The sequence below is a fragment of the Desulfovibrio sp. genome, from assembly GCF_034006445.1.
In the GTDB taxonomy this organism is placed as follows: Bacteria; Desulfobacterota; Desulfovibrionia; order Desulfovibrionales; family Desulfovibrionaceae; genus Desulfovibrio.
The window spans coordinates 32,146-50,209 of sequence record NZ_JAVESS010000019.1 but is presented as its reverse complement, the minus strand read 5'-3'; the positions used below and the strand labels follow the sequence as shown (position 1 = coordinate 50,209).

17 protein-coding genes are annotated in these 18,064 nt (G+C 61.0%); 13 read left to right on the top strand and 4 right to left on the bottom strand.

Annotated features, from left to right (window positions below; all coding sequences use genetic code 11):
• Nucleotides 1-60: 60 nt before the first annotated feature.
• Nucleotides 61-636 (top strand): translation initiation factor 2, encoded by a 576-nt coding sequence (locus RBR41_RS12280; RefSeq protein ID WP_320352912.1) that lies wholly within the window; start codon nucleotides 61-63, stop codon nucleotides 634-636.
• A gap of 553 nt (nucleotides 637-1,189) precedes the next feature.
• Here RBR41_RS12280 and thrB read toward each other — a convergent pair.
• On the bottom strand, nucleotides 1,190-1,792 hold the full coding sequence (gene thrB, locus RBR41_RS12275; protein WP_320352911.1) for a homoserine kinase: 603 nt from the start codon (nucleotides 1,790-1,792) through the stop codon (nucleotides 1,190-1,192).
• Between the two features lie 403 nt (nucleotides 1,793-2,195).
• Here thrB and RBR41_RS12270 point away from each other — a divergent pair, with 403 nt between their 5' ends.
• From RBR41_RS12270 to RBR41_RS12215, 12 genes are all read left to right on the top strand, one after another.
• A complete protein-coding gene (locus RBR41_RS12270) occupies nucleotides 2,196-3,191 on the top strand; it encodes a hypothetical protein (protein WP_320352909.1) in 996 nt (331 codons plus the stop codon).
• Nucleotides 3,192-3,498: 307 nt separating this feature from the next.
• Complete coding sequence (gene rpmH / locus RBR41_RS12265; protein WP_165064844.1) at nucleotides 3,499-3,633, top strand: 50S ribosomal protein L34; 135 nt, start codon at nucleotides 3,499-3,501, stop codon at nucleotides 3,631-3,633.
• A gap of 41 nt (nucleotides 3,634-3,674) precedes the next feature.
• Nucleotides 3,675-4,067: a ribonuclease P protein component gene (rnpA, locus tag RBR41_RS12260; RefSeq protein ID WP_320352907.1), complete on the top strand. Its 393-nt coding sequence runs from the start codon at nucleotides 3,675-3,677 to the stop codon at nucleotides 4,065-4,067.
• Nucleotides 4,064-4,333, top strand: a complete 270-nt coding sequence (gene yidD, locus RBR41_RS12255) for a membrane protein insertion efficiency factor YidD (RefSeq protein ID WP_179979959.1) — start codon at nucleotides 4,064-4,066, stop codon at nucleotides 4,331-4,333. The genes rnpA and yidD overlap by 4 nt, the downstream gene beginning before the upstream one ends.
• A gap of 8 nt (nucleotides 4,334-4,341) precedes the next feature.
• Nucleotides 4,342-5,982: a membrane protein insertase YidC gene (gene yidC, locus RBR41_RS12250; RefSeq protein WP_320352906.1), complete on the top strand. Its 1,641-nt coding sequence runs from the start codon at nucleotides 4,342-4,344 to the stop codon at nucleotides 5,980-5,982.
• 42 nt (nucleotides 5,983-6,024) lie between these two features.
• Complete coding sequence (locus tag RBR41_RS12245; RefSeq protein ID WP_320352905.1) at nucleotides 6,025-7,461, top strand: Jag N-terminal domain-containing protein; 1,437 nt, start codon at nucleotides 6,025-6,027, stop codon at nucleotides 7,459-7,461.
• A gap of 351 nt (nucleotides 7,462-7,812) precedes the next feature.
• Nucleotides 7,813-9,225: a tRNA uridine-5-carboxymethylaminomethyl(34) synthesis GTPase MnmE gene (gene mnmE / locus RBR41_RS12240; protein WP_320352904.1), complete on the top strand. Its 1,413-nt coding sequence runs from the start codon at nucleotides 7,813-7,815 to the stop codon at nucleotides 9,223-9,225.
• 15 nt (nucleotides 9,226-9,240) lie between these two features.
• Complete coding sequence (locus tag RBR41_RS12235) at nucleotides 9,241-9,885, top strand: 3'-5' exonuclease (RefSeq protein WP_320352903.1); 645 nt, start codon at nucleotides 9,241-9,243, stop codon at nucleotides 9,883-9,885.
• Nucleotides 9,882-11,141 carry a 2-phospho-L-lactate transferase CofD family protein gene (locus tag RBR41_RS12230; RefSeq protein WP_320352902.1) on the top strand — a complete coding sequence of 420 codons (1,260 nt, stop codon included), beginning with the start codon at nucleotides 9,882-9,884 and terminating at the stop codon, nucleotides 11,139-11,141. The genes RBR41_RS12235 and RBR41_RS12230 overlap by 4 nt, the downstream gene beginning before the upstream one ends.
• The gene (locus RBR41_RS12225; protein WP_320352901.1) at nucleotides 11,142-12,737 is read left to right on the top strand and encodes a pseudouridine synthase; all 1,596 of its coding nucleotides are present in this window, start codon (nucleotides 11,142-11,144) and stop codon (nucleotides 12,735-12,737) included.
• A gap of 542 nt (nucleotides 12,738-13,279) precedes the next feature.
• Nucleotides 13,280-13,909: a DUF47 domain-containing protein gene (locus RBR41_RS12220; protein ID WP_320352900.1), complete on the top strand. Its 630-nt coding sequence runs from the start codon at nucleotides 13,280-13,282 to the stop codon at nucleotides 13,907-13,909.
• Complete coding sequence (locus RBR41_RS12215; RefSeq protein WP_320352899.1) at nucleotides 13,902-14,906, top strand: anion permease; 1,005 nt, start codon at nucleotides 13,902-13,904, stop codon at nucleotides 14,904-14,906. The genes RBR41_RS12220 and RBR41_RS12215 overlap by 8 nt, the downstream gene beginning before the upstream one ends.
• Before the next feature lie 425 nt (nucleotides 14,907-15,331).
• Here the strand turns inward: RBR41_RS12215 and RBR41_RS12210 are convergent, their stop codons facing one another.
• From RBR41_RS12210 to dut, 3 genes are all read right to left on the bottom strand, one after another.
• Complete coding sequence (locus RBR41_RS12210) at nucleotides 15,332-15,550, bottom strand: TraR/DksA family transcriptional regulator (protein WP_320352898.1); 219 nt, start codon at nucleotides 15,548-15,550, stop codon at nucleotides 15,332-15,334.
• A gap of 127 nt (nucleotides 15,551-15,677) precedes the next feature.
• A complete protein-coding gene (locus RBR41_RS12205) occupies nucleotides 15,678-16,883 on the bottom strand; it encodes an aspartate aminotransferase family protein (RefSeq protein WP_320352897.1) in 1,206 nt (401 codons plus the stop codon).
• Between the two features lie 68 nt (nucleotides 16,884-16,951).
• Nucleotides 16,952-17,476: a dUTP diphosphatase gene (dut, locus tag RBR41_RS12200; protein ID WP_320352920.1), complete on the bottom strand. Its 525-nt coding sequence runs from the start codon at nucleotides 17,474-17,476 to the stop codon at nucleotides 16,952-16,954.
• Between the last annotated feature and the right edge of the window lie 588 nt (nucleotides 17,477-18,064).

Below are 18,064 nucleotides of genomic sequence, written 5' to 3'. Positions count from 1 at the left end.
GGAATAATATGCAAAAAGCCGGGTGGCCCTATGCCGCCCGGCTTTAATGTGTGAGGTGCTATGCGCAAACAAACATTTCTGGCTCTTTTGCTGACTTTCGGTCTGACCTCAGGCGGTTGCGCCTGGTTCGGCGGCGATTCTTCTTCTACGGAAGCGGCGGTAACACCCGCCCAGCCCGCAGAAATTGCGGAACCCGCGCCCGCGCCTGAAGCTCCGGCTCCCGCCAAGGCTGGCAAAAAAGTTGACAAGAAAGCCGCCGCCAGTGCGGAGAAGAAGCAACCCGTGGCCAAGGGCGCTAAAACTGAAGCTCAGATAGCAGCCGAACTGGACTCCGTGGGACACAAGCTGGTCGCTCAGGCTGGCAGAACTGTGGTTCCCTCCAAGTCCAAAAAGGACGTGCAACAGGTCGGCAAGGACTATGTGGCAAGCTATGTAGAAGTGGACGAAAGCACCATCACTACCGAACTGCGCCCCGGCGCGTCAGGCCAGTACGTTGGCTTTGTGCGTTACAAAGAAAACGTTTACGAATGCCGTGGCGCTACCCGCCAGGCTGCGCTGACGGCGGCCTGCCAGCAGGTCAAGGCCCGCAGGATCAACGAACTGATCAGGTATGACGGCAAAAGCTGGCAGTTCTAGAGCAATTTCACTTTGAAGCTGCCCTGGCGGCAGCGGAACAGAGGCGCACGCCGTAAAGACGGCAGCCCATGAGGCGCGTCACTATGCAAGAATACGCACCCATCCGGGAGGTTCGCGCCACAGCGGGCGTGCCCTGGTTGGGGATGCATATTCTCAATAAAAGTTGTTCTGGCGCACGTGTCTTTCGTACTGCACTGCATCATGACAGGTGTCATGCACAGGCAACAGATACTGGCAACAGGCACAGGTTTTTTCAGCGGGGCTTCGGCCCCGCTTTTTTTGTGGGCAGATCTCGGTATGGGCCTGCGCAAAGGGCGTGCGGCATGATCTTGCAGCGGCCACGCCAAAGACTTTGCCAAAGACTTTGCCAATGATTTTGGCAGAAGCCAGGGCGGAAACCAGAGCAGAAGCTTGGGCTGCCGATCAGGCAAAGCAGGCAGGGATATGCGGGTGTGCCCCGTCAGTCTGCGCTGCGGCGCAGTGCGGACCAGCGAAGTGCGGGCCAGCGCGGTGCGGGCCAGCGAGGCACGGGCCAGCGGGGCACGGCCGCAGGTCAGTTTCTTGTGGCGTCGGAGGCAATGACCTGCGGGGGTAGATTGTCCACAATCCAGTCCACGCACTGCTGCGGATTTTTACAGGTGGCTTCACAGCACAGGGTCGCGTAGAGGGTGTACAGTTTCTGGCGTTCCATAAAAAGGTCGTTCAGGGTTTGCCCTGGCCCTATGGCCAGACCCCGCTGCGGGTTGCGGGCTATGCGCTCCTCGACAATGGCAAGCGGCACATCCAGGTGCACGATGGGCCCCAACGAGGCGAGATGGCGCATGGCCTTTTCGCGGTAGACCACGCTGCCGCCAGTGGCGATAACGGTGCGGTTGGCCTTTATGGCGCTGATGACGGTGGCTTCCACATCAAGAAAGGCGTCCTTGCCAAGGGCGTCGGTGACGTCTTGCAGACGCGCGGCGTAGACGGATTCAATAAGGTGGTCGCTGTCCATAAAGGCCCAGTCCAGACGTTTGGCCAGGGCCTCGCCTATGGTGGACTTGCCAGCCCCGGCCATTCCTATAAGGATGATACATGGTGATGGACTGGCCGGAGCCGTGATGGATGAGGGGCCAGAGCGGTCAGGGGTGGCGTCTATGGAAGAGGGCACGGACATTTTTGCTCCTTGGCCGTTGAAAAAAGATGCCTGAAATGTGCCCAAGGGGGGCGCTGCTGTCAAGGCGCGGGCACGATGCCGGGGCTGCCTCTGCGGGAATTGTCCCTGCTGGAGCTACGGGGGGGGGGCTGGCGAGCCTGCGGTGCGCGGGCGCTATGCCGGAAAGGCGCTGGCTCGGCATCCCCTTCAGATCAGAAAACTCGTCGTGCTCCCCAATGATACAGCATCCCCTTCAGATCAAAAAAAATCGTTGTGCTCCCCAATGCTACAGCAAGAGTTTTAGGGGGTGGGGGCGTGGGGGAGGAGACCCTTTTGCAAAAGGGTCCCTCCCCCACAAAATCGCGCAACTTGCCCTCTAAACTTTACTGCGGTATCTGCCGATAAGGAGGGAAGAGGTGGTATTATGTTCGTGACACACTACAAAAACGCGGTATTGGCCCGTACCCTGCGTCCTGTGGCTCTGGGCGCGGCCATTTTGTGTTTCGGCGTCATGCCCGGCCTGTCCGGCGTGTCGTTTGCCGGTGTCGCCGAGTCTTCGCTTCCCCAGACCCTGCCCGATGGCGGGCCCAATCTGACCGAGGCATGGATGCGCACTGGCGGCGCACGTCTTTACTGGAATACCCTGACGCAGCCGAGGCAGATACGCATGGTGGGCGCGGCTTTTGCCGATCCCGCCGCTGTGCCGGAACTCATGTCCAGCCCCCAGGGGCAGCCTGACGGAAAATCCGCTGGCAAGGGCAGCCGTGGCGGCAAAACAGCCCCGCACAGCATTGTTGTTGATCCAAACGCTCCTGCGCGGCCCTGGCCTCACGCATCGTCCCGGCCCGCAAAGCAGGGCGGGGCGGCCAGTCAGGCCGGTAAAAAAAGTGAAGCGGCGCAGGCCGCCAGCGCCCCGGCGGAAAAGCCGGTTTCAGTCAGTCCGGCGCTTACGGCCCCGACATCAGCGCGGCAAGGCAATGGCACGGCGGCGGTTGCACCGCCATCTGCGCCCGAAAAAAACGGAACGGGCGGCAACGTGCAGGCCAATGGCAGCATGGCGCAAAATACTGCGGCATCTCCTTCGCCTTCCATCGGTGTTGGCAACGGCGTCGCAATGCCCGCAGGAGCGGCCATGCCTTCGGGCGTGCCGTCAGCGGCTGCACCCACTGCCGCGTCTTCGAGCGCCTCGACGTCTGCCGCATCGTCTTCAATGGCGGTAACTGGATCGGGCTCGGCTGCCGGGGCTTTTGGAAGGGCCGGCGTTGGTTCCGCCCGTTCGTCCAGTGGGGTCACACCGCCGGACGTTCCGGCGCCTCCGTCCATACCTTCCCTCTCTGCGGACGATTTGCTGCCGCCCAGCAACGGGTCTGCCGGCGGTTCAGGTGGGGGGGGCGCTCCCGCGCGGGCTCCCTTGCCGTAAGATTTTGTTGTTTGACCAACGGCCCGTGTGATGGCAGGATGCTTTTTGCCATGCCGGGCATGCCTGACAGGCGGCGTAACGCCGCCTGTTTTTGTGACGGCCGCCATGTTCGGCCGATGAACGGCCCAGTCTGCGCTTGACGGGGGGGCTGTGCGCGTGTATGTAGCTTCTTCCATATATTTTAACGCCAGGGCCTTGCCGTCCCTGACCGCTATAACAAGTGGACGGCCCCTAACCGCCAAAGCCCGGCGTGCCGCAAAGTCCCGGTAAGGGCGCTGGTCATACCGGAAATTTTAAGGAGTCAATCATGAAGAGAACATATCAGCCGAGCAAGATCAGAAGAGCCCGCACCCACGGTTTTCGCGCCCGTATGGCCACCCCCGGTGGTCGCGCCATCCTGCGCCGTCGTCGCGCCAAGGGCCGCAAGCGTCTCAGCGCCTGAGTGAGCGGGGGGTATCCCCCGTTCGTCGTCAGGGAGCTTCCATGTGCCGGTACCTTCTGCCCAGGCAGTTGCGCATCCGCCGACGGGTGGAGTTTACGGCCTGCTATGAGCGGGGCAGGCGTTACCACACCGAGCATTTCCTTGTCTTTGTGTTGCCGGGAGGCTGTCCCGGTCTTCGCGCGCGCACAGGCATGGCCGTCTCCCGTAAGGTAGGCAATGCCGTGGTGCGCAATCGCGTCAAGAGGCTCCTGCGGGAATTCTACCGCCTGCACAGAGAAGAACTGCCCGTGGAGGCCGACATCGTTACCATAGCAAAAAAGCATGCCGGAGAAGCCGCACTGGACTATGCCTGTGTGGCTGCAGAACTTTTGCCGTTGCTACGGCGTGCGGCCCGACACCAGTCGGGCTCTTCGGCATTGGCTGGTCTGCCATGAGCCGCATGCTGCGCACCCTCTGCGTATTTCCCATACGCGTGTACCAGCGCTGCATCTCGCCCGTGCTGCCCCCAGCCTGCCGCTATTACCCTACCTGTTCCGCCTATGCCGTAGAGGCCGTAATGACCCACGGCGTGTTGCGTGGCGGCTGGCTGGCGCTCAAGCGCCTGGCCCGCTGTCATCCCTGGGGCGGATCGGGCTATGATCCAGTTCCACCACCATCAGGACGACGTCGCCGCGACGTTCCGCCATTGTCCCAGGAGTGAGCGCCCACATGCAAGACAGTAAAAATCTTATCATTGCCATTGTTCTTTGTCTTATTGTCATTGTCGGCTGGGGATATCTGGCCGAGCATATGGGCTGGACCTCAAAACCCGCCCCCGTGGCGCAACAGCAGCAGAACCAGCAGGTGCCGCAACAGCTGGCGCAGACAGCGCCCGCGCCCGCTCAGCCCAGTCTGCCTGTTTTTACGCCTTCGGCGGGTCGCGACATCACGGTAGACACTCCCCTGTATGAAGCTGTTGTTTACAGCGGCGGCGGCGCGCTGCGTTCGTTCAAGCTGAAAAAGTTTCAGATTGGCCTCGCGGCGGATTCGCCCCTGGTAAACATGGTTGACGCCAAGACGGCCCAGGTGGCCCCCATGGGCCTTGTCATCAACAGCCAGCCCTCGTGGAGCACTGGCCAGTGGACTGCGGATTCCGGCGAAAACGGCCTCACGCTTGGTGAAAGCCAGCAGGGTTCCCTGCGCCTGACGGGCGAAGTGGACAATCTGCGCGTGGTGCGCGACCTGACCTTCAACGCCTCCTCCTATGTCATCCAGGAAAAGGTTCGCGTGACGAACCTGAGCGAACAGGCGCGCAGCGTGCGTGTGAGCTACACGGCGGCCGCTGACGCCAGCAATGCCGCCGGTGACCGTTACGACGCCATGCGCGTCGCCTGGGACAACGACGGCAGCCTCAAGGAAGAAAGCTCCGCGAGCACCCTTGAAACCACCGGCGTTCAGGCCGTTGGCAAGATTTACTGGGCTGGCGCCATGAGCACGTATTTTCTCACGGCCGTGATGCCCGGTGAAGCCAGCAACGTGACCGTCAAGGGCGTCATGCAGCAGAATGTGTATCGCGCCGCTGTCGAAGAACAGGAAACCCTGCTTGGCCCCGGCCAGGAAAAGGAACTGTCTGTTTCCTACTGGGTCGGCCCCAAGGTGCGCTCCGAGCTAGAGGGCGTTTCGCCCCAGCTTGCCAAAAGTATTGACCTGGGCTTTTTCCATATCATTGCCAAAGGCTTGCTGTGGCTGCTGGAATTCTTCCAGAAGTATGTGCACAACTGGGGCCTGTCCATCATCCTGCTGACCGTGCTCATCAAGGCCGTGTTCTGGCCCCTTACGGCCAAGAGCTACGCGTCCATGGAAAAGATGAAGAAGCTCCAGCCCCATATGACGGAGCTGCGCGAAAAGTACAAGGACAACAAGGAGCAGATGAACAAGGAGGTCATGGCGCTTTACAAGACCTACGGCGTCAATCCCGCCAGCGGTTGCGTGCCCATCCTTATTCAGCTGCCCGTGTTCTTCGGCCTGTACCAGGCCCTGCTCACCTCCATCGAGCTGCGGCATGCGCCCTTCATCAAGTATCTGCCCGGTACGGACATGCTCTGGCTGGCCGACCTCTCCACCAAGGATCCCCTGTACATCACCCCCATCATCATGGGCGTGACCATGTTCCTGCAGCAGAGGATGAACCCCCCGGCCGCCGATCCCATGCAGCAGAAAATCATGATGTTTTTACCCCTTATCTTCACGGTGCTTTTCCTGAACTTCCCGGCAGGTCTGGTGTTGTACTGGCTGGTCAACAACGTGTTGTCCATTGCGCAGCAGCAGATGATGATCCGTAAGCTCAAAGGCCACGCCGCCGCGAAATAGCCGCAATGGCGGCCTGTACCGCCCATTGGAACGAGGACGAGTATGGAAGGGTTTAAAGAATTCCAGGGAAAGGACCTGGACAGCGCCATAGAAGAAGCCTGCGGCTACTTCGATGCGGCGCGTGAAAAGCTGGAAATCGAAATTGTGCAGGACTCCAAGTCCGGCATCTTCGGCATAGTCGGCGCGCGCAAGGCCAAGGTCCGCGCGCGTCGGGTGCAGCTTCGTGAAACCGTTGAAAGCATTCTGGGCCGCAAAGGCGCGCAGGCTGACGCTTCTGAAAGTGTGCCAGCGGCTGCAGCGCCGGAAAAAAACCGCGCCCCGCGTGAGGAAGGCGATCAGGCTGCCAACGGCCAGCAGGACAAGCGCACTGGCCGCTCCCGCAACCGCAAGCCCGCACAGGAACCGGCAGCCGAACAGGCCGAAGGTTCTCAGGGCCGTGATGCCCGTCAGCCCAGAGGGGCAGGCCCGCGCCCTGAACGGCAGGGTGAGAGAAGCCCGGAACGTGCCGCTGAAAATGGCAATGCCCGCGCCGGAGCCAAGGCTCCCGACAGAGGCAGTGACAAGACCTGTGACAGGAGCGCCGACAAGCCCTCCGACCGGCCCGACGGCGAAGGCCGTGGCGACAATCGTGGCGAGAGCCGCGGCGACAGGTCAAGGGACAGGGCCAAGGCTTCGGGCCGTGCGCAGAATGGCCAGAACGGCCAGAACGGCCAGAACGGCCAGAACGGCCAAAATGGCCAGAACGGGCAAAATGTCCAAAATGGTCAGAACGGTCAGAATGACCAAAATGGCCAGAACGGTGAAGAAGGCAGACGCGCTGAAGGGCGCGGTCGCCGTGGCGATTCCCGAAGCGAATCCCGTGATTCCCGTGACAGCCGTGACAGCCGCAACGCCGCCAAGGAAGGTGGCCGTGAGGCTGCCCGCCAGCCCAAGGGTATGGACGTTCTGGACGATGATTTTGAAGAAGCCGCCGAAGGGCTGCCCGCCATGCCCATGGAGCAGCTTGACCAGGAACGCCTGGACGCCCTTGTGCGCGAAACCGTCCGCCAACTGGTGCGCCCCATCGTGGGCGATGACGTGCACCTGGATGTAAAGCTTGGCGGCGACAGGGTTCAGGTAGGCATTGACAGCGAAGAAGATTCGGGTCTGCTCATTGGCCGTGAAGGGCAAACGCTGGCTGCGCTTCAGTATATGATTTCGCGTATCGTTTCGCGGGGCATGAACGCCGCTGTGCGCGTGCAGCTCGACGCCGGGGAGTACCGCCGCCGTCAGGACGAAAAGCTGCGCGAAATGGCCTTGGCCCTGGCCGAAAAGGTGCGCCTGAGCGGTCGTTCTTATTCCACGCGGCCCCTGTCTTCGTACCATCGCCGTATTGTGCACGTCTGCCTTCAGGAAGCTGTGGATGTGCAGACGCGCAGCACGGGCGACGGCCCCATGAAGAGGGTTGTCATTTTGCGCAAAAAGGCCGAAAAGAACTAGGGAAACGCTGATTTATTCCGTTTTGCGGTGTTGTTGACGGCGTTGCTTCACTTTTTTTGAAACAGTCGAGGACGGAAGAGTCCACTCCTGCTTCAAAAAAAGAACGCGCCTTGCCAAACGAAATACCAGCGCGTTTCCAGGAGGCTCTTTAATCAGTGCTTCCTTAATCTGCTCCAGAGTGGTTATACTTTTTCAACGGTAAAATACTCTCGTAGCGCTGTTGGACAGAGCTTGCATATCAAGGCGGCTTCCGCATTTTCGCCTTTGGCGGAAGGCGGGAGCCGCATTTTCCTGAACCCTGAAAAAATGCCGCCAGGGTAAAACCGGCGCACCCGTAACTGTAGCGCACTCATGGGCAACACTACACGCGACACCATAGCGGCCATTGCCACGCCACCCGGATCAGGGGGGATTGGCATTGTGCGCATTTCCGGGCCTGAAGCCAAGCAGGTGCTCGCGCGCATGTTTTTGCCCCTGTCGTCCAGGTTTGAAAACTTTCGCCCCTGGTTTTTACACAGAGGGCGCGTTCTGGACTGCAACGACGAGGCGCTTGATGACGTGCTGGCCGTATTTATGCCTGGCCCACGCAGTTTTACGGGGGAAGACGTGGCTGAAATCCATTGCCACGGCGGCGCGTTTATTGTTCAGGCCGTACTGGAGAGCGCCGTGCGCCGTGGCGCGCGTCAGGCGGACAAGGGTGAATTTTCTCGGCGCGCCTTTGTCAATGGACGTATGGATCTGAGCCAGGCCGAAGCCGTGGCCGAACTTATCGCCGCGCCCTCGCGCGAGGCCCTGCGTTACAGCCTTAACCGGCTGGACGGCCTGCTGGCCCGACGCACCGAGGCCCTGCGCACGAAGCTTGAAGAACTGCGCATGCAGGTGTGCGTGGCCGTGGATTTTCCCGAAGACGAAGTTGAAGGTATGGACGCCCCCACCTTCAGCGCCGCTGTGGAAAACGTTTCCGCCGCGCTGCGACACCTGCTCAAGGGCAGCCGCCGGGCGCGGGTCATGCAGCAGGGCGCTGTTGTGGTGCTGGCGGGCGCCGTCAATGCGGGCAAGTCCAGCCTCATGAACGCATTGCTTGGGCGCAACCGGGCGCTGGTCACTGATATTCCCGGCACCACGCGCGATTTTCTTGAAGAGGCCTGCGACCTCAATGGCCTGCCTGTACGCCTGACGGATACTGCAGGCTTGCGCAAAGCAACGGAAAGTATTGAAGAACTGGGCGTCGAACGCAGCCGTCAAAAACTGGCCGAGGCGGATGCCATTGTTCTTGTACTGGACGGCGGCGCTCTGGGCGAGGCCGGGGCCACGGCCGAGGTCTGCCCGGAGCCGGCAGCCCGCGAAGTGCTTGAAATGGCAGGCACAACGCCTGTGCTGGTCGTGTGGAACAAATGCGACCTGTGTATGCCCAAAAAATTTCCCCCAAGCTGGATTCAGAACCAAACCTGTTGCGCAACCAGCGCTTTTTCCGATACACAGGTGGAGGACATGGCTGAACACCTGCGCGCGCTGTTGCTGGCTGAAGGTGATGGGGCTGCCGGAGAAGAAGGGCTTGCGCCCAATGCCCGGCAAACACTGGCTCTTGAGGCGGCTCTGGCCGAACTGACGGCCCTGCGCGAAGATGTGGATGCCGGGCGGTCGTATGACTGCTGCGCCGTGCGCCTTGATGTGGCCGCCGCCCATCTGGCGGAAGTTACCGGGCTGAGCAGCCCGGCTGAAGTGCTGGACAGGGTTTTTTCTCAATTCTGCATTGGCAAGTAGTCTGGTAAACAACCTATGGATATGGATGTATTACGTCGCCGTCTGAGCAGTGAGGAAGTGAACGCTCTGCCCCTGTGTCATTTTGAGGGGCATGTGCATGTGGTGCGCAGCGAAGAAGACTGGCAATGCGCGCTGCCTCATTTGCGGGAAGAAAGCGTTTTGGGCTTTGATACGGAAACGCGGCCTTCCTTTCGCAAGGGACGGCGCAACGCTCCGGCGCTGATCCAGTTGGCCACGGCGCAGGCCGTGTACCTGATACAGCTGGCCTGGATGCCCTTTGGCCCAGATCTGGCAGCCTTGCTGGCAAACCCGGCGCAGGTCAAAGCCGGTGTGGGCATCAGGGATGACATGCGTGATCTGGCCAAGCTGCACGATTTTGAACCGGCAGGGCTGGTTGATCTGGGCGGCGTGGCCAGGGCGCACAAACTGCCCAGCCAGGGGCTGCGCAGCCTGACGGCCAATTTTTTTGGCTGGCGGATTTCCAAGGGGTCCCAGTGCTCCAACTGGAGCCTGCCTGAACTCAGCGCCAAGCAAATCGCCTATGCCGCCACCGATGCCTGGATCGGCAGGCTCATTTTCATGCGCATGTGCGAGTTGGGGCTCATCCCCACCACGCGGCCCGTAACCTGGCCTGTGGGGGCCAGCGGGGGCGGTGCGTGAACGGCGCTCCGACGCTGACAGATTTTCCGGCCCTGGGGCCGCGCCTGACGTTTTTTACTGGCGGCACGGCCCTGCGCGGCCTCAGCCGGGAGCTGACCCGCCATACGCACAATTCCGTCCATCTGATCACCACCTTTGATTCCGGCGGCAGTTCGGCGGTGTTGCGTCGGGCCTTCGCCATGCCCGCTGTGGGCGATATCCGCAACCGGCTGCTGGCCCTGGCCGACAGCGCTGTGGTACCTGCCGCTGTGCTGGATTTCTGCGCCTGCCGCCTCCCGGCCGAAGGTGATGACCTGCCCGAAAACGTGGCGTCCATTTTGGGCGCAGCGCCTTCCTGCTCGGGCAAAAAAGCCTCGGCGGATTTTCTCAGACGGCAGCTTGCGGGCATGGGCAGGGCAGGGCACCGGGTCTGGAAAAGCATGCCCGGAGTTTTTGCCGACGCCCTGCGCCTGCACCTGAATTTTTTTCTCTCCCGCATGCCCGGCGATTTTGATCCCTATCGCGCCTGTTTCGGCAATTTGCTGCTGGCCGGGGGCTATCTGCACCACAAGCGCAGCTTTGACCCTGTGCTGGCCTTTTTCAGCCGTCTGCTGCAAACGCGGGGCGTGGTGCGCCCCATTGTCCGTGAAAGCCTGCACCTGGCGGCTGAACTGGACGATGGCTCGGTACTTGTGGGGCAGCACCTCTTTCGCGCGCTGCCCCGGCCTGTGCGGCGGCTGTTTCTTACCGTGCACGAACCGGAACGGCTCAATGAGCAGGATTGCCTGGAGTTGCCCGCAACGCCATGCCGTCCGCCGCTCGCGCCTGCGGCAGGCGTCTATCTGAGTTCGGCCGGGGCCGTCTGCTATCCCATGGGCAGTTTTTACACCAGCGTGCTGGCCAACCTGCTGCCCCAGGGGGTGGGAAGCACCGTGGCCGAAGCGGACTGCCCCAAAATATTTATTCCCAATTCCGGCAGTGATGCCGAACTGCTGGGGCTGAGCGTGGCGGGCCAGGCCGCCATGATCCTGCGCCATTTGCGGGAGGACGCGCCGGAAGCGCCAACCGAACGCCTGCTGCACCATGTGCTCATAGATTCCCGCCACGGGCGCTATGAAGGCGGCCTTGGCGAAGAGGTGCGCAAATCCATCAGTGACATGGGCCTCAACATTGTGGATCGGCATATCGTGTGCGAGAACAATCCCCAGTATCACGAGCCGGAACTGACGGCCCGCGCCCTTCTTGATCTTTTGCCGGGCAAGGCTGCGGAGATCTGAGTGAAACCCCAATTTTGCGGTCAGAATGGCCCTGAACGGAACTGCGCCAGCCCCGATACGGATGGACGCATGCGGGAATTGCGCGTGGAGCAGCAGGCGGGCCAGCGGCTTGACCACGCGCTTGAGGCCCTTTTGCCCCACCTGGGCGTGCGGGGGCGCAAGCGCTGCATCGAGAGCGGCCTTGTGCTGGTCAATGGACGTCCCGCCGCCGCGTCACGGCGTATGCGCCAGGGAGACGTGATTTGTCTGCTTGACGCGGCGACAACACAGACCGCCACCGCGCCGCCAACACAAGCTACGCCGGGGGCTGCCACAGCGTCCACAGCGGGGACCGCCACAGCGTCGTTGGCACAGGCCGCGCCGGAGGGCACCCCCATGTCCGCCCCAACGTCTGCGCCAACGTCTGCTCCTGAGGGCGACCTGACGTCTGCGCCGGGGGCCGCCACAGCGCCCACAGCGGGGGCCGCCACAGCGTCGTCGGCACTGCAGGCCGCCACAGCGCCCTCGCCGGAATCTACGCCAGCACTTCTTGCGGCCACTCCGTACAGCGACCCCTGCGCACAGGCCGCCGCCCTTGGCCTTCGCCTGCTCGACAGGCAAGGGGAATATTGTTTTTTCAGCAAACCGGCCAACATGCACAGCGCCGCTCTGGCGGGCAGCACACAGGCAAGCGTGGAGGCTCTGGCCCCCGCACTGACGGCAGCCTGGGGCGGGCCTTCCTCCTCCTGCCGGACTTCGGGCCAGACTTCGGGCCAGACTTCGGGCCGGGCTTCGGGCCGGACTTCAGGCCAGGCGTATCCGCCGGTCATGTACGGCGTCCGGCATGGCTGCGGCCAGCCCCTACAGGGCCAGGCACAGGGCCAGAATCAGGGCCAAGATCAGGGCCAGGATCAGGGTCAGACGCCACACAGCGCGCCACAGGGCCAGCCCGTACACGGGGCGCCACAGGGCCAGGAACTCATGCTGCTGCAACGACTGGACTTCGGCACGTCAGGACTGCTTTGCGCCGCCCTGACGCCTGCCGCCGCTGCCGCCTTTCGGGCCGCAGAGGCTAAAGGGCACTGTGAAAAGCGCTATGTGGCTTTGCTGACGGGCGTTCTTACAGGGCCGATCACGGCGCGGCAGTCCCTGGGCGTAAGCGGACGCCGCAAAAGCCGTTTGCGCGACGCACAGGCTGACAAGACCCGCTGGACGGATTTTTGGCCTTTACATGTCTGGCATCCCGATGCAATGGATGCCGAGGAATTGCGGCTGCTTTTCGGCGTTTCTCCCGATTCGGCAGTCCCGATCTCTTTTCCGCCGCAGGGGCTGACCCTGGCTGCCTGCCGCATCCGCCGTGGCGCGCGCCATCAGATACGGGTGCACGCCGCAGGGCTGGGACACGCGCTGTGGGGCGATGCCCTGTATGCGGATGGGGAGGGCGCGTTGCCGCAGGATTCCGGCGGCGTTGCGCCATCCACGGAACTGCACGGATTTTTTTTGCACCACGGCGGCCTGCGGCTGCCTGGAGCCGCCTGTGTTGACTATCCCCCCTGGCCTCTGCCCGAAGCGCTCAATCGTCTTGTGCGGGCGTGGTTTGAGGGTGTTCTGCCGTAGGCGGGACACCAGAGCAGATCAACTTTGAAATGAAAAGCATTTCACGGCTTTCATTCAGCCGAAAAATGCGATTTGCGACAGCCGTCAGCAGGCTGCACGTTCTATTAACCAATTGCTGTCTTTGCGGCAGCCGTTGCCCGCAGGGTTTGCCTGAAGCTGCGCTTGCGCCTCTGTGGCGGCGTCTGCTTTCGCATCCGCCAGAACAATTTCAAGCGGCAGCCGTTAGACGAAGAAGCCTTACGGCTGGCGACAGCGTCGCTAATATAAGAGCTCTGGGCGGTTAAAAAATGTTGAGTGTTCAAACAGTTTTTAGTTCCCAAAAAATGAGTCTGTAACATGCTTAAAAGAATGTAAATCAGGCGGATCTGGCTAAAACTTTTATTTGTTTCGGGTGTGGCCTCTTGGCACGTGCCCGCTGTGAGTATACATATATCAAATCAAAAGACGGCGGTCCCCCAGAAGCGGACAACCGCCGGAACGTCAACCGGTATGGTGCGTGGCATTGAGGTCATGCGTGCGTGTACCGATCCCAAGGAGAAAGGATGTTTCCAGCGCTGTTGCCTAAATCCGCACCGTTTTTCGCCATGCTGGCAGAGCAGAACAGTCTTCTGCGGCGTATGGCGGGCCTGCTGGTTGAAATGCTGGACGATGTGGCCAATATGGATCATATCCATAAGGAAATCGCCTTTCTGGAAGAAGAGGCGGATGTGCTGCACAGCCAGATCATCCGCGACCTGACGCAGACCTTCATTACGCCCATCGACCGTGAAGACATCCTGCGCATCAATCAGGAGCAGGAAGAGTGCATGGACTGTCTCCACAGCCTGAGCACCCGCCTGCACATTTTTGAATTCACGCGCATACGTTTTCCCGCGCTTCAGATGGCCCGTACCATAAGCGCCATGCTGGATATGAGCCGTCTTATGCTTGAGGGGCTGACCCACAGACGCGACTGCCATAAAACACGCGCCTTCCGCAATCTGCGGGGCGAGTGCGACATGTTGCTGGCCGTGGGCCTGGCGGAACTGCTGGACGAGCAGCAGGAAATCACCGTGCCCCAGATTATGCAGACGCTCAAATGGAGCCAGGCCTACGAACGCATGAGCATCTTGCTTGAGCAGGTCAATGCCCTGGCGGAAACCATTGAAGAAGCGGTGCTGAAAAATGTTTGATATTCCTGTGCTGCTGGCGCTCATCGTGCTGGTGGCGCTTATCTTTGACTTTACCAATGGCGCGCATGACTGCGCCAACGCCATTGCAACGGTCGTGTCAACCAAGGTGGTCACGCCGCGTTTTGCCGTGGGAGCGGCCGCTTTGCTCAATCTGGCCGGTGCGCTGCTGGGCACGGAAGTGGCCAAGACCCTGGGCAGCGGCATAGTCCTGCCTCAGGTTGTCGAGGGCAGCCATGTGCTTGTTCTGGCGGCCCTGGTCGGGGCCATAGTCTGGAACTGCATAACGTGGTATTTTGGCATTCCTTCGTCCTCGTCACACGCGCTCATCGGCGGGCTTATCGGCGCGGCTGTGGCTGACGCCGGGTTTGACGCGCTCAACGGCAAGGGGATTATCGACAAGGTGCTTATCCCGCTGGTGGCTTCGCCATTGGCGGGTTTTTTTATGGGCTATCTGATCATGTGGATCATTTACTGGCTGTGCTCACGCATGCCCAGGCGAAAGGTCAACGGGGCTTTCAGGCGCTTGCAGCTGGTATCTGCGGCCTTTATGGCCACCAGTCACGGCTTGAACGACGCGCAGAAAACCATGGGCATCATTACCCTGGCGCTGCTCATTTTCGGCAAGATCGACGCGGTTGAAGTGCCTTTGTGGGTCAAGCTGTCCTGCGCCGGAGCCATGGCCATGGGCACGGCTGTGGGCGGCTGGAAAATCGTGAAGACCATGGGGCACCGTATTTTCAAGCTGGAGCCGGTACACGGTTTTGCCGCTGAAACGTCGGCATCTCTGGTCATTACCGGAGCCTCGATGATGGGCGCGCCTGTGAGCACCACACATACCATCACGGCCTGCATCTTTGGCGTGGGCTCCACCAAGCGGCTTTCGGCCGTACGCTGGAACGTGGCCGGAAGCCTGCTCACGGCCTGGGTGTTGACCCTGCCAGCGGCGGGCGTCGTTGGCTTTGTGTCTTACTGGCTGCTGCACTTTATCTGGAACTAGGCAGCCTGTTGCCAAAAGTTATGCAAGAGCCCCGGCCAGTTGGCCGGGGCTCTTGCATTTTTGCGTCGGGGCGGCCCCTGGGGGCCAATGGCGCGTGCCGTAAGGGGTAGAATTGCAAAGGTGTGGGCGTCAAAATGGGGAAGCCCAACTCGTGTAGTGGAACGCCCGCCAAAACACAGGCCATTCCTGTAATCATCCTAGCCCCTAATAAAAGTTTTAGGGGGAGGGGGTGTGGGGGAGGGGACCCTTTTGCAAAAGGGTCCCTCCCCCACAAAGCATTTCATATGCCAGACGCAGCAATAGGGTGCGGCCAGATGTCCGGCCCCATGGCCGCCGGAAAAAGGGCGAGCATCAAGACCAGGCGGTAGCCGAAAAAAGGGCAACGGGGCCGGGCAGGCCCTGTGGCAAATGTCGGGGAGGGGCGGCTAGTCGCCGTTTTCGCGTTCTTCCTGGCAGGCGCGGCACAGGCCGACGCCGGGAAGGGCCTCAAGGCGTTTCAGGGGGATGGGTTCGCCGCAATCACGGCAACAGGCTACTCCGTCAATCATTTCCGGGCCACCGCGGTCAATGGCGGCACGGGCACGCATGAGAGCGGATTCCCGATCCAGGCGCTCCAGTTCTGTAGCTTGATCAAAAACGTCCATGGCGTCTCCTTGTCAAAGTAAGCGGCAACCCCGCCGGAGCGGGGTTGCCGTACTAATCATCATCGATTTTCTACGCAGACTATTTAGTCCACAATTATTTTTCTGTAAAGCCCCTGAAAGCGCTTTTTCAGGCGGTAAGACCGCTCAGGATGTCTTCAAGGGTCTGCATGAAGGAATCAAGATCAGCCTTGTCGATATTCAGGGCAGGCAGAAGGCGCAGGGTCACGCCGTGGCTCAGATTGCAGATGTAGCCCCGGCGCAGCAGTTCTTCCCACACCGCTTTGCCGTCCACGGCAAGCTCAATGCCGATCATGAGGCCCATGCCGCGTACTTCCTTGATTTTGCCGGGCAGGCGATCCTGCATGGCGGCCATCTCACGCTTTACATGCGCGCCCAGATTGGCGGCATTGTCAGCCAGATTGTCGCGCAGCAGTATTTCCACAACCTTGGTTGCCACGCCAGAAACCAGCGCGCCGCCGCCAAAGGTGGTGGCATGACTGCCAGCTTCAAAGCCGCAGGCCACAGCATCGGTTGCCAGTAGGGCCCCCATGGGCAGGCCGTTGGCCAGGGATTTGGCGATGCAGATGGCGTCGGGCGTCAGCCCGTAATTCTGGAAAGCCCAGAATTTGCCCGTGCGGCACAGCCCTGCCTGCACTTCGTCACACATGAAGAGAACGTCCCGCTCGCGGCACAATGCTTCAAGCTGGCGCAGATAGTCGCCGCACAGCGGCACCACGCCGCCCTCGCCCTGCACCACTTCCACCAGCACGGCGGCAGTGGCGGGAGTGATGGCTGCCTTCATGGCCTCAAGGTCACAGGCCGGAACCTGTTTGAATCCTTCGGGCAACGGCGTGAAGCCGTCGCTGAGGTTTTCGCGCCCAGTGGCGGCCAGAGCGCCGAGGGTACGCCCGTGAAAGCAGCCGTCAAGCGTGATGATTTCATAGGCGTCGCGCTGCTTGATCTTGCGCATGTAGCGACGGGCCAGCTTGATGCACGCTTCGTTGGCCTCCGCGCCGGAGTTGCAGAAAAAAGCCTTGTTGTGGTGGCTTGTGGACAGCAGCACGCGGGCCAGTTCAAGCTGTTCGTTCTGGTAAAAAAGATTGCTCACGTGCCAGAGTTTTTCAGCCTGGGCGGTCAGGGCCGCGTTGACCTCGTCGTTGCAATGACCAAGCGCGGTAACGGCGATGCCCGCCAGCAGGTCCACATATTCCTTGCCGTCAACATCCCACAATCGCGCGCCTTTGCCTCGGACCACAGCCACGGGATAACGGCTGTAAGAACGGCAGAGCAGGCTTTCTTCCCCGGCTTTGACGGCAGCAAAGGCTTGTGACATGGACGGACTCCTTTTCTCGATGAACCTATGGTGTTGAGGTGATGTACCGGTGTTTCGGTACTGCGTGTTCAGCGCCCTGTGTGGCCGAAGCCGCCGGAACCGCGCTCGGTGGGAGCCAGTTCCTGCACTTCGTGCCAGCGTGGTCGCATAAAGGGCTGAAAGATGAGCTGGGCAATGCGTTCGCCATTGGCGATGCGGCGTTCCTGCCCGGAGGTGTTCAGAAGAACCACCAGAATTTCCCCCGTATAGTCGGGGTCGATGACGCCCACGCCCTGAGCCACGGTCAGACCGTCGCGCGCGCCAAGGCCGCTGCGGGAGTAAACAAAGCCCGCAATGCCCGCTGCGCGGGGCTGCACGGCAATGCCCGTGCCGATCTTGAGGCGCTGGCCGGGGGCAATAACCGCTTCCGCCCCTTTGTCGCCAGTGAGGCAGGCGCGCAGGTCAAAGCCTGCGGAACTGCTGGTGGCAGGGGCAAAAAAATCGTCGCCGTCCTGGGCGTAAAGCTGACGGGCCTCAGGGCGGACAAAGGCCACATCCACAGTGCTGTCGGCCTGCGCCGCATCGGGCAGACCGAGCACGTCGTCCAGCAGCATGGACGCGCTTTTGGCAAAGCCATTGGTGTTTTGTGAATTGCTCATGGCCGAGTAGTAGCGCAGCTTGGGCTTGGGGGCAAGTATGCCCGTGAGCCTTCGTCTTGGACGGACAGCGTCGTCACGAGTGCCTTTCCTGGTATTTCTGCGTCGAACTTCGCCTTTTATTCCGGTCGAGTACCATCAGAGTATACTCCCTGCATAAAAGGCTCGTTCTCCTTGATATAACAGGAAATTCATCTCGTGACGACGCTGTCAAAACCTTTATTGCATGTCAGAACATTTTATCTTTGAACATGGTCAACAGAGCTGCCGCATTCTGTGAGTGCAGCGCGCCACAATGTGCGTGGATTCGGCTGAAAGCGCTTTTTCAGGCAAATGACTCTGAAACCGACCCGCCATTTTGCCTCGCGACGGCACAGATACGCTGCATTTGGGCCTTCACGGCAAGCGACGGTTCCCGCAGGCGTCAGAGTACTCTCAGCGTGAACTTTTATGCGGGCCACGCAAAAAGGGGCTCCTGCCTTGCGGCTGGAGCCCCTTTCCCGGTGTTGCGGCCGGTGTTTCCTGTGGGAACGGGTAGGGCGTCAA

Coding starts and splice junctions, on each gene's coding strand:
- mnmE (WP_320352904.1), top strand. CDS start 7,813: ATGGGCAACACTACACGCGACACCATAGCGGCCATTGCCACGCCACCC.
- yidD (WP_179979959.1), top strand. CDS start 4,064: ATGAGCCGCATGCTGCGCACCCTCTGCGTATTTCCCATACGCGTGTAC.
- RBR41_RS12210 (WP_320352898.1), bottom strand. CDS start 15,550: ATGGACGTTTTTGATCAAGCTACAGAACTGGAGCGCCTGGATCGGGAA.
- RBR41_RS12245 (WP_320352905.1), top strand. CDS start 6,025: ATGGAAGGGTTTAAAGAATTCCAGGGAAAGGACCTGGACAGCGCCATA.
- dut (WP_320352920.1), bottom strand. CDS start 17,476: ATGCTGCTGGACGACGTGCTCGGTCTGCCCGATGCGGCGCAGGCCGAC.
- rnpA (WP_320352907.1), top strand. CDS start 3,675: ATGTGCCGGTACCTTCTGCCCAGGCAGTTGCGCATCCGCCGACGGGTG.
- thrB (WP_320352911.1), bottom strand. CDS start 1,792: ATGTCCGTGCCCTCTTCCATAGACGCCACCCCTGACCGCTCTGGCCCC.
- yidC (WP_320352906.1), top strand. CDS start 4,342: ATGCAAGACAGTAAAAATCTTATCATTGCCATTGTTCTTTGTCTTATT.
- RBR41_RS12280 (WP_320352912.1), top strand. CDS start 61: ATGCGCAAACAAACATTTCTGGCTCTTTTGCTGACTTTCGGTCTGACC.
- RBR41_RS12235 (WP_320352903.1), top strand. CDS start 9,241: ATGGATATGGATGTATTACGTCGCCGTCTGAGCAGTGAGGAAGTGAAC.
- RBR41_RS12220 (WP_320352900.1), top strand. CDS start 13,280: ATGTTTCCAGCGCTGTTGCCTAAATCCGCACCGTTTTTCGCCATGCTG.
- RBR41_RS12270 (WP_320352909.1), top strand. CDS start 2,196: ATGTTCGTGACACACTACAAAAACGCGGTATTGGCCCGTACCCTGCGT.
- rpmH (WP_165064844.1), top strand. CDS start 3,499: ATGAAGAGAACATATCAGCCGAGCAAGATCAGAAGAGCCCGCACCCAC.
- RBR41_RS12205 (WP_320352897.1), bottom strand. CDS start 16,883: ATGTCACAAGCCTTTGCTGCCGTCAAAGCCGGGGAAGAAAGCCTGCTC.
- RBR41_RS12215 (WP_320352899.1), top strand. CDS start 13,902: ATGTTTGATATTCCTGTGCTGCTGGCGCTCATCGTGCTGGTGGCGCTT.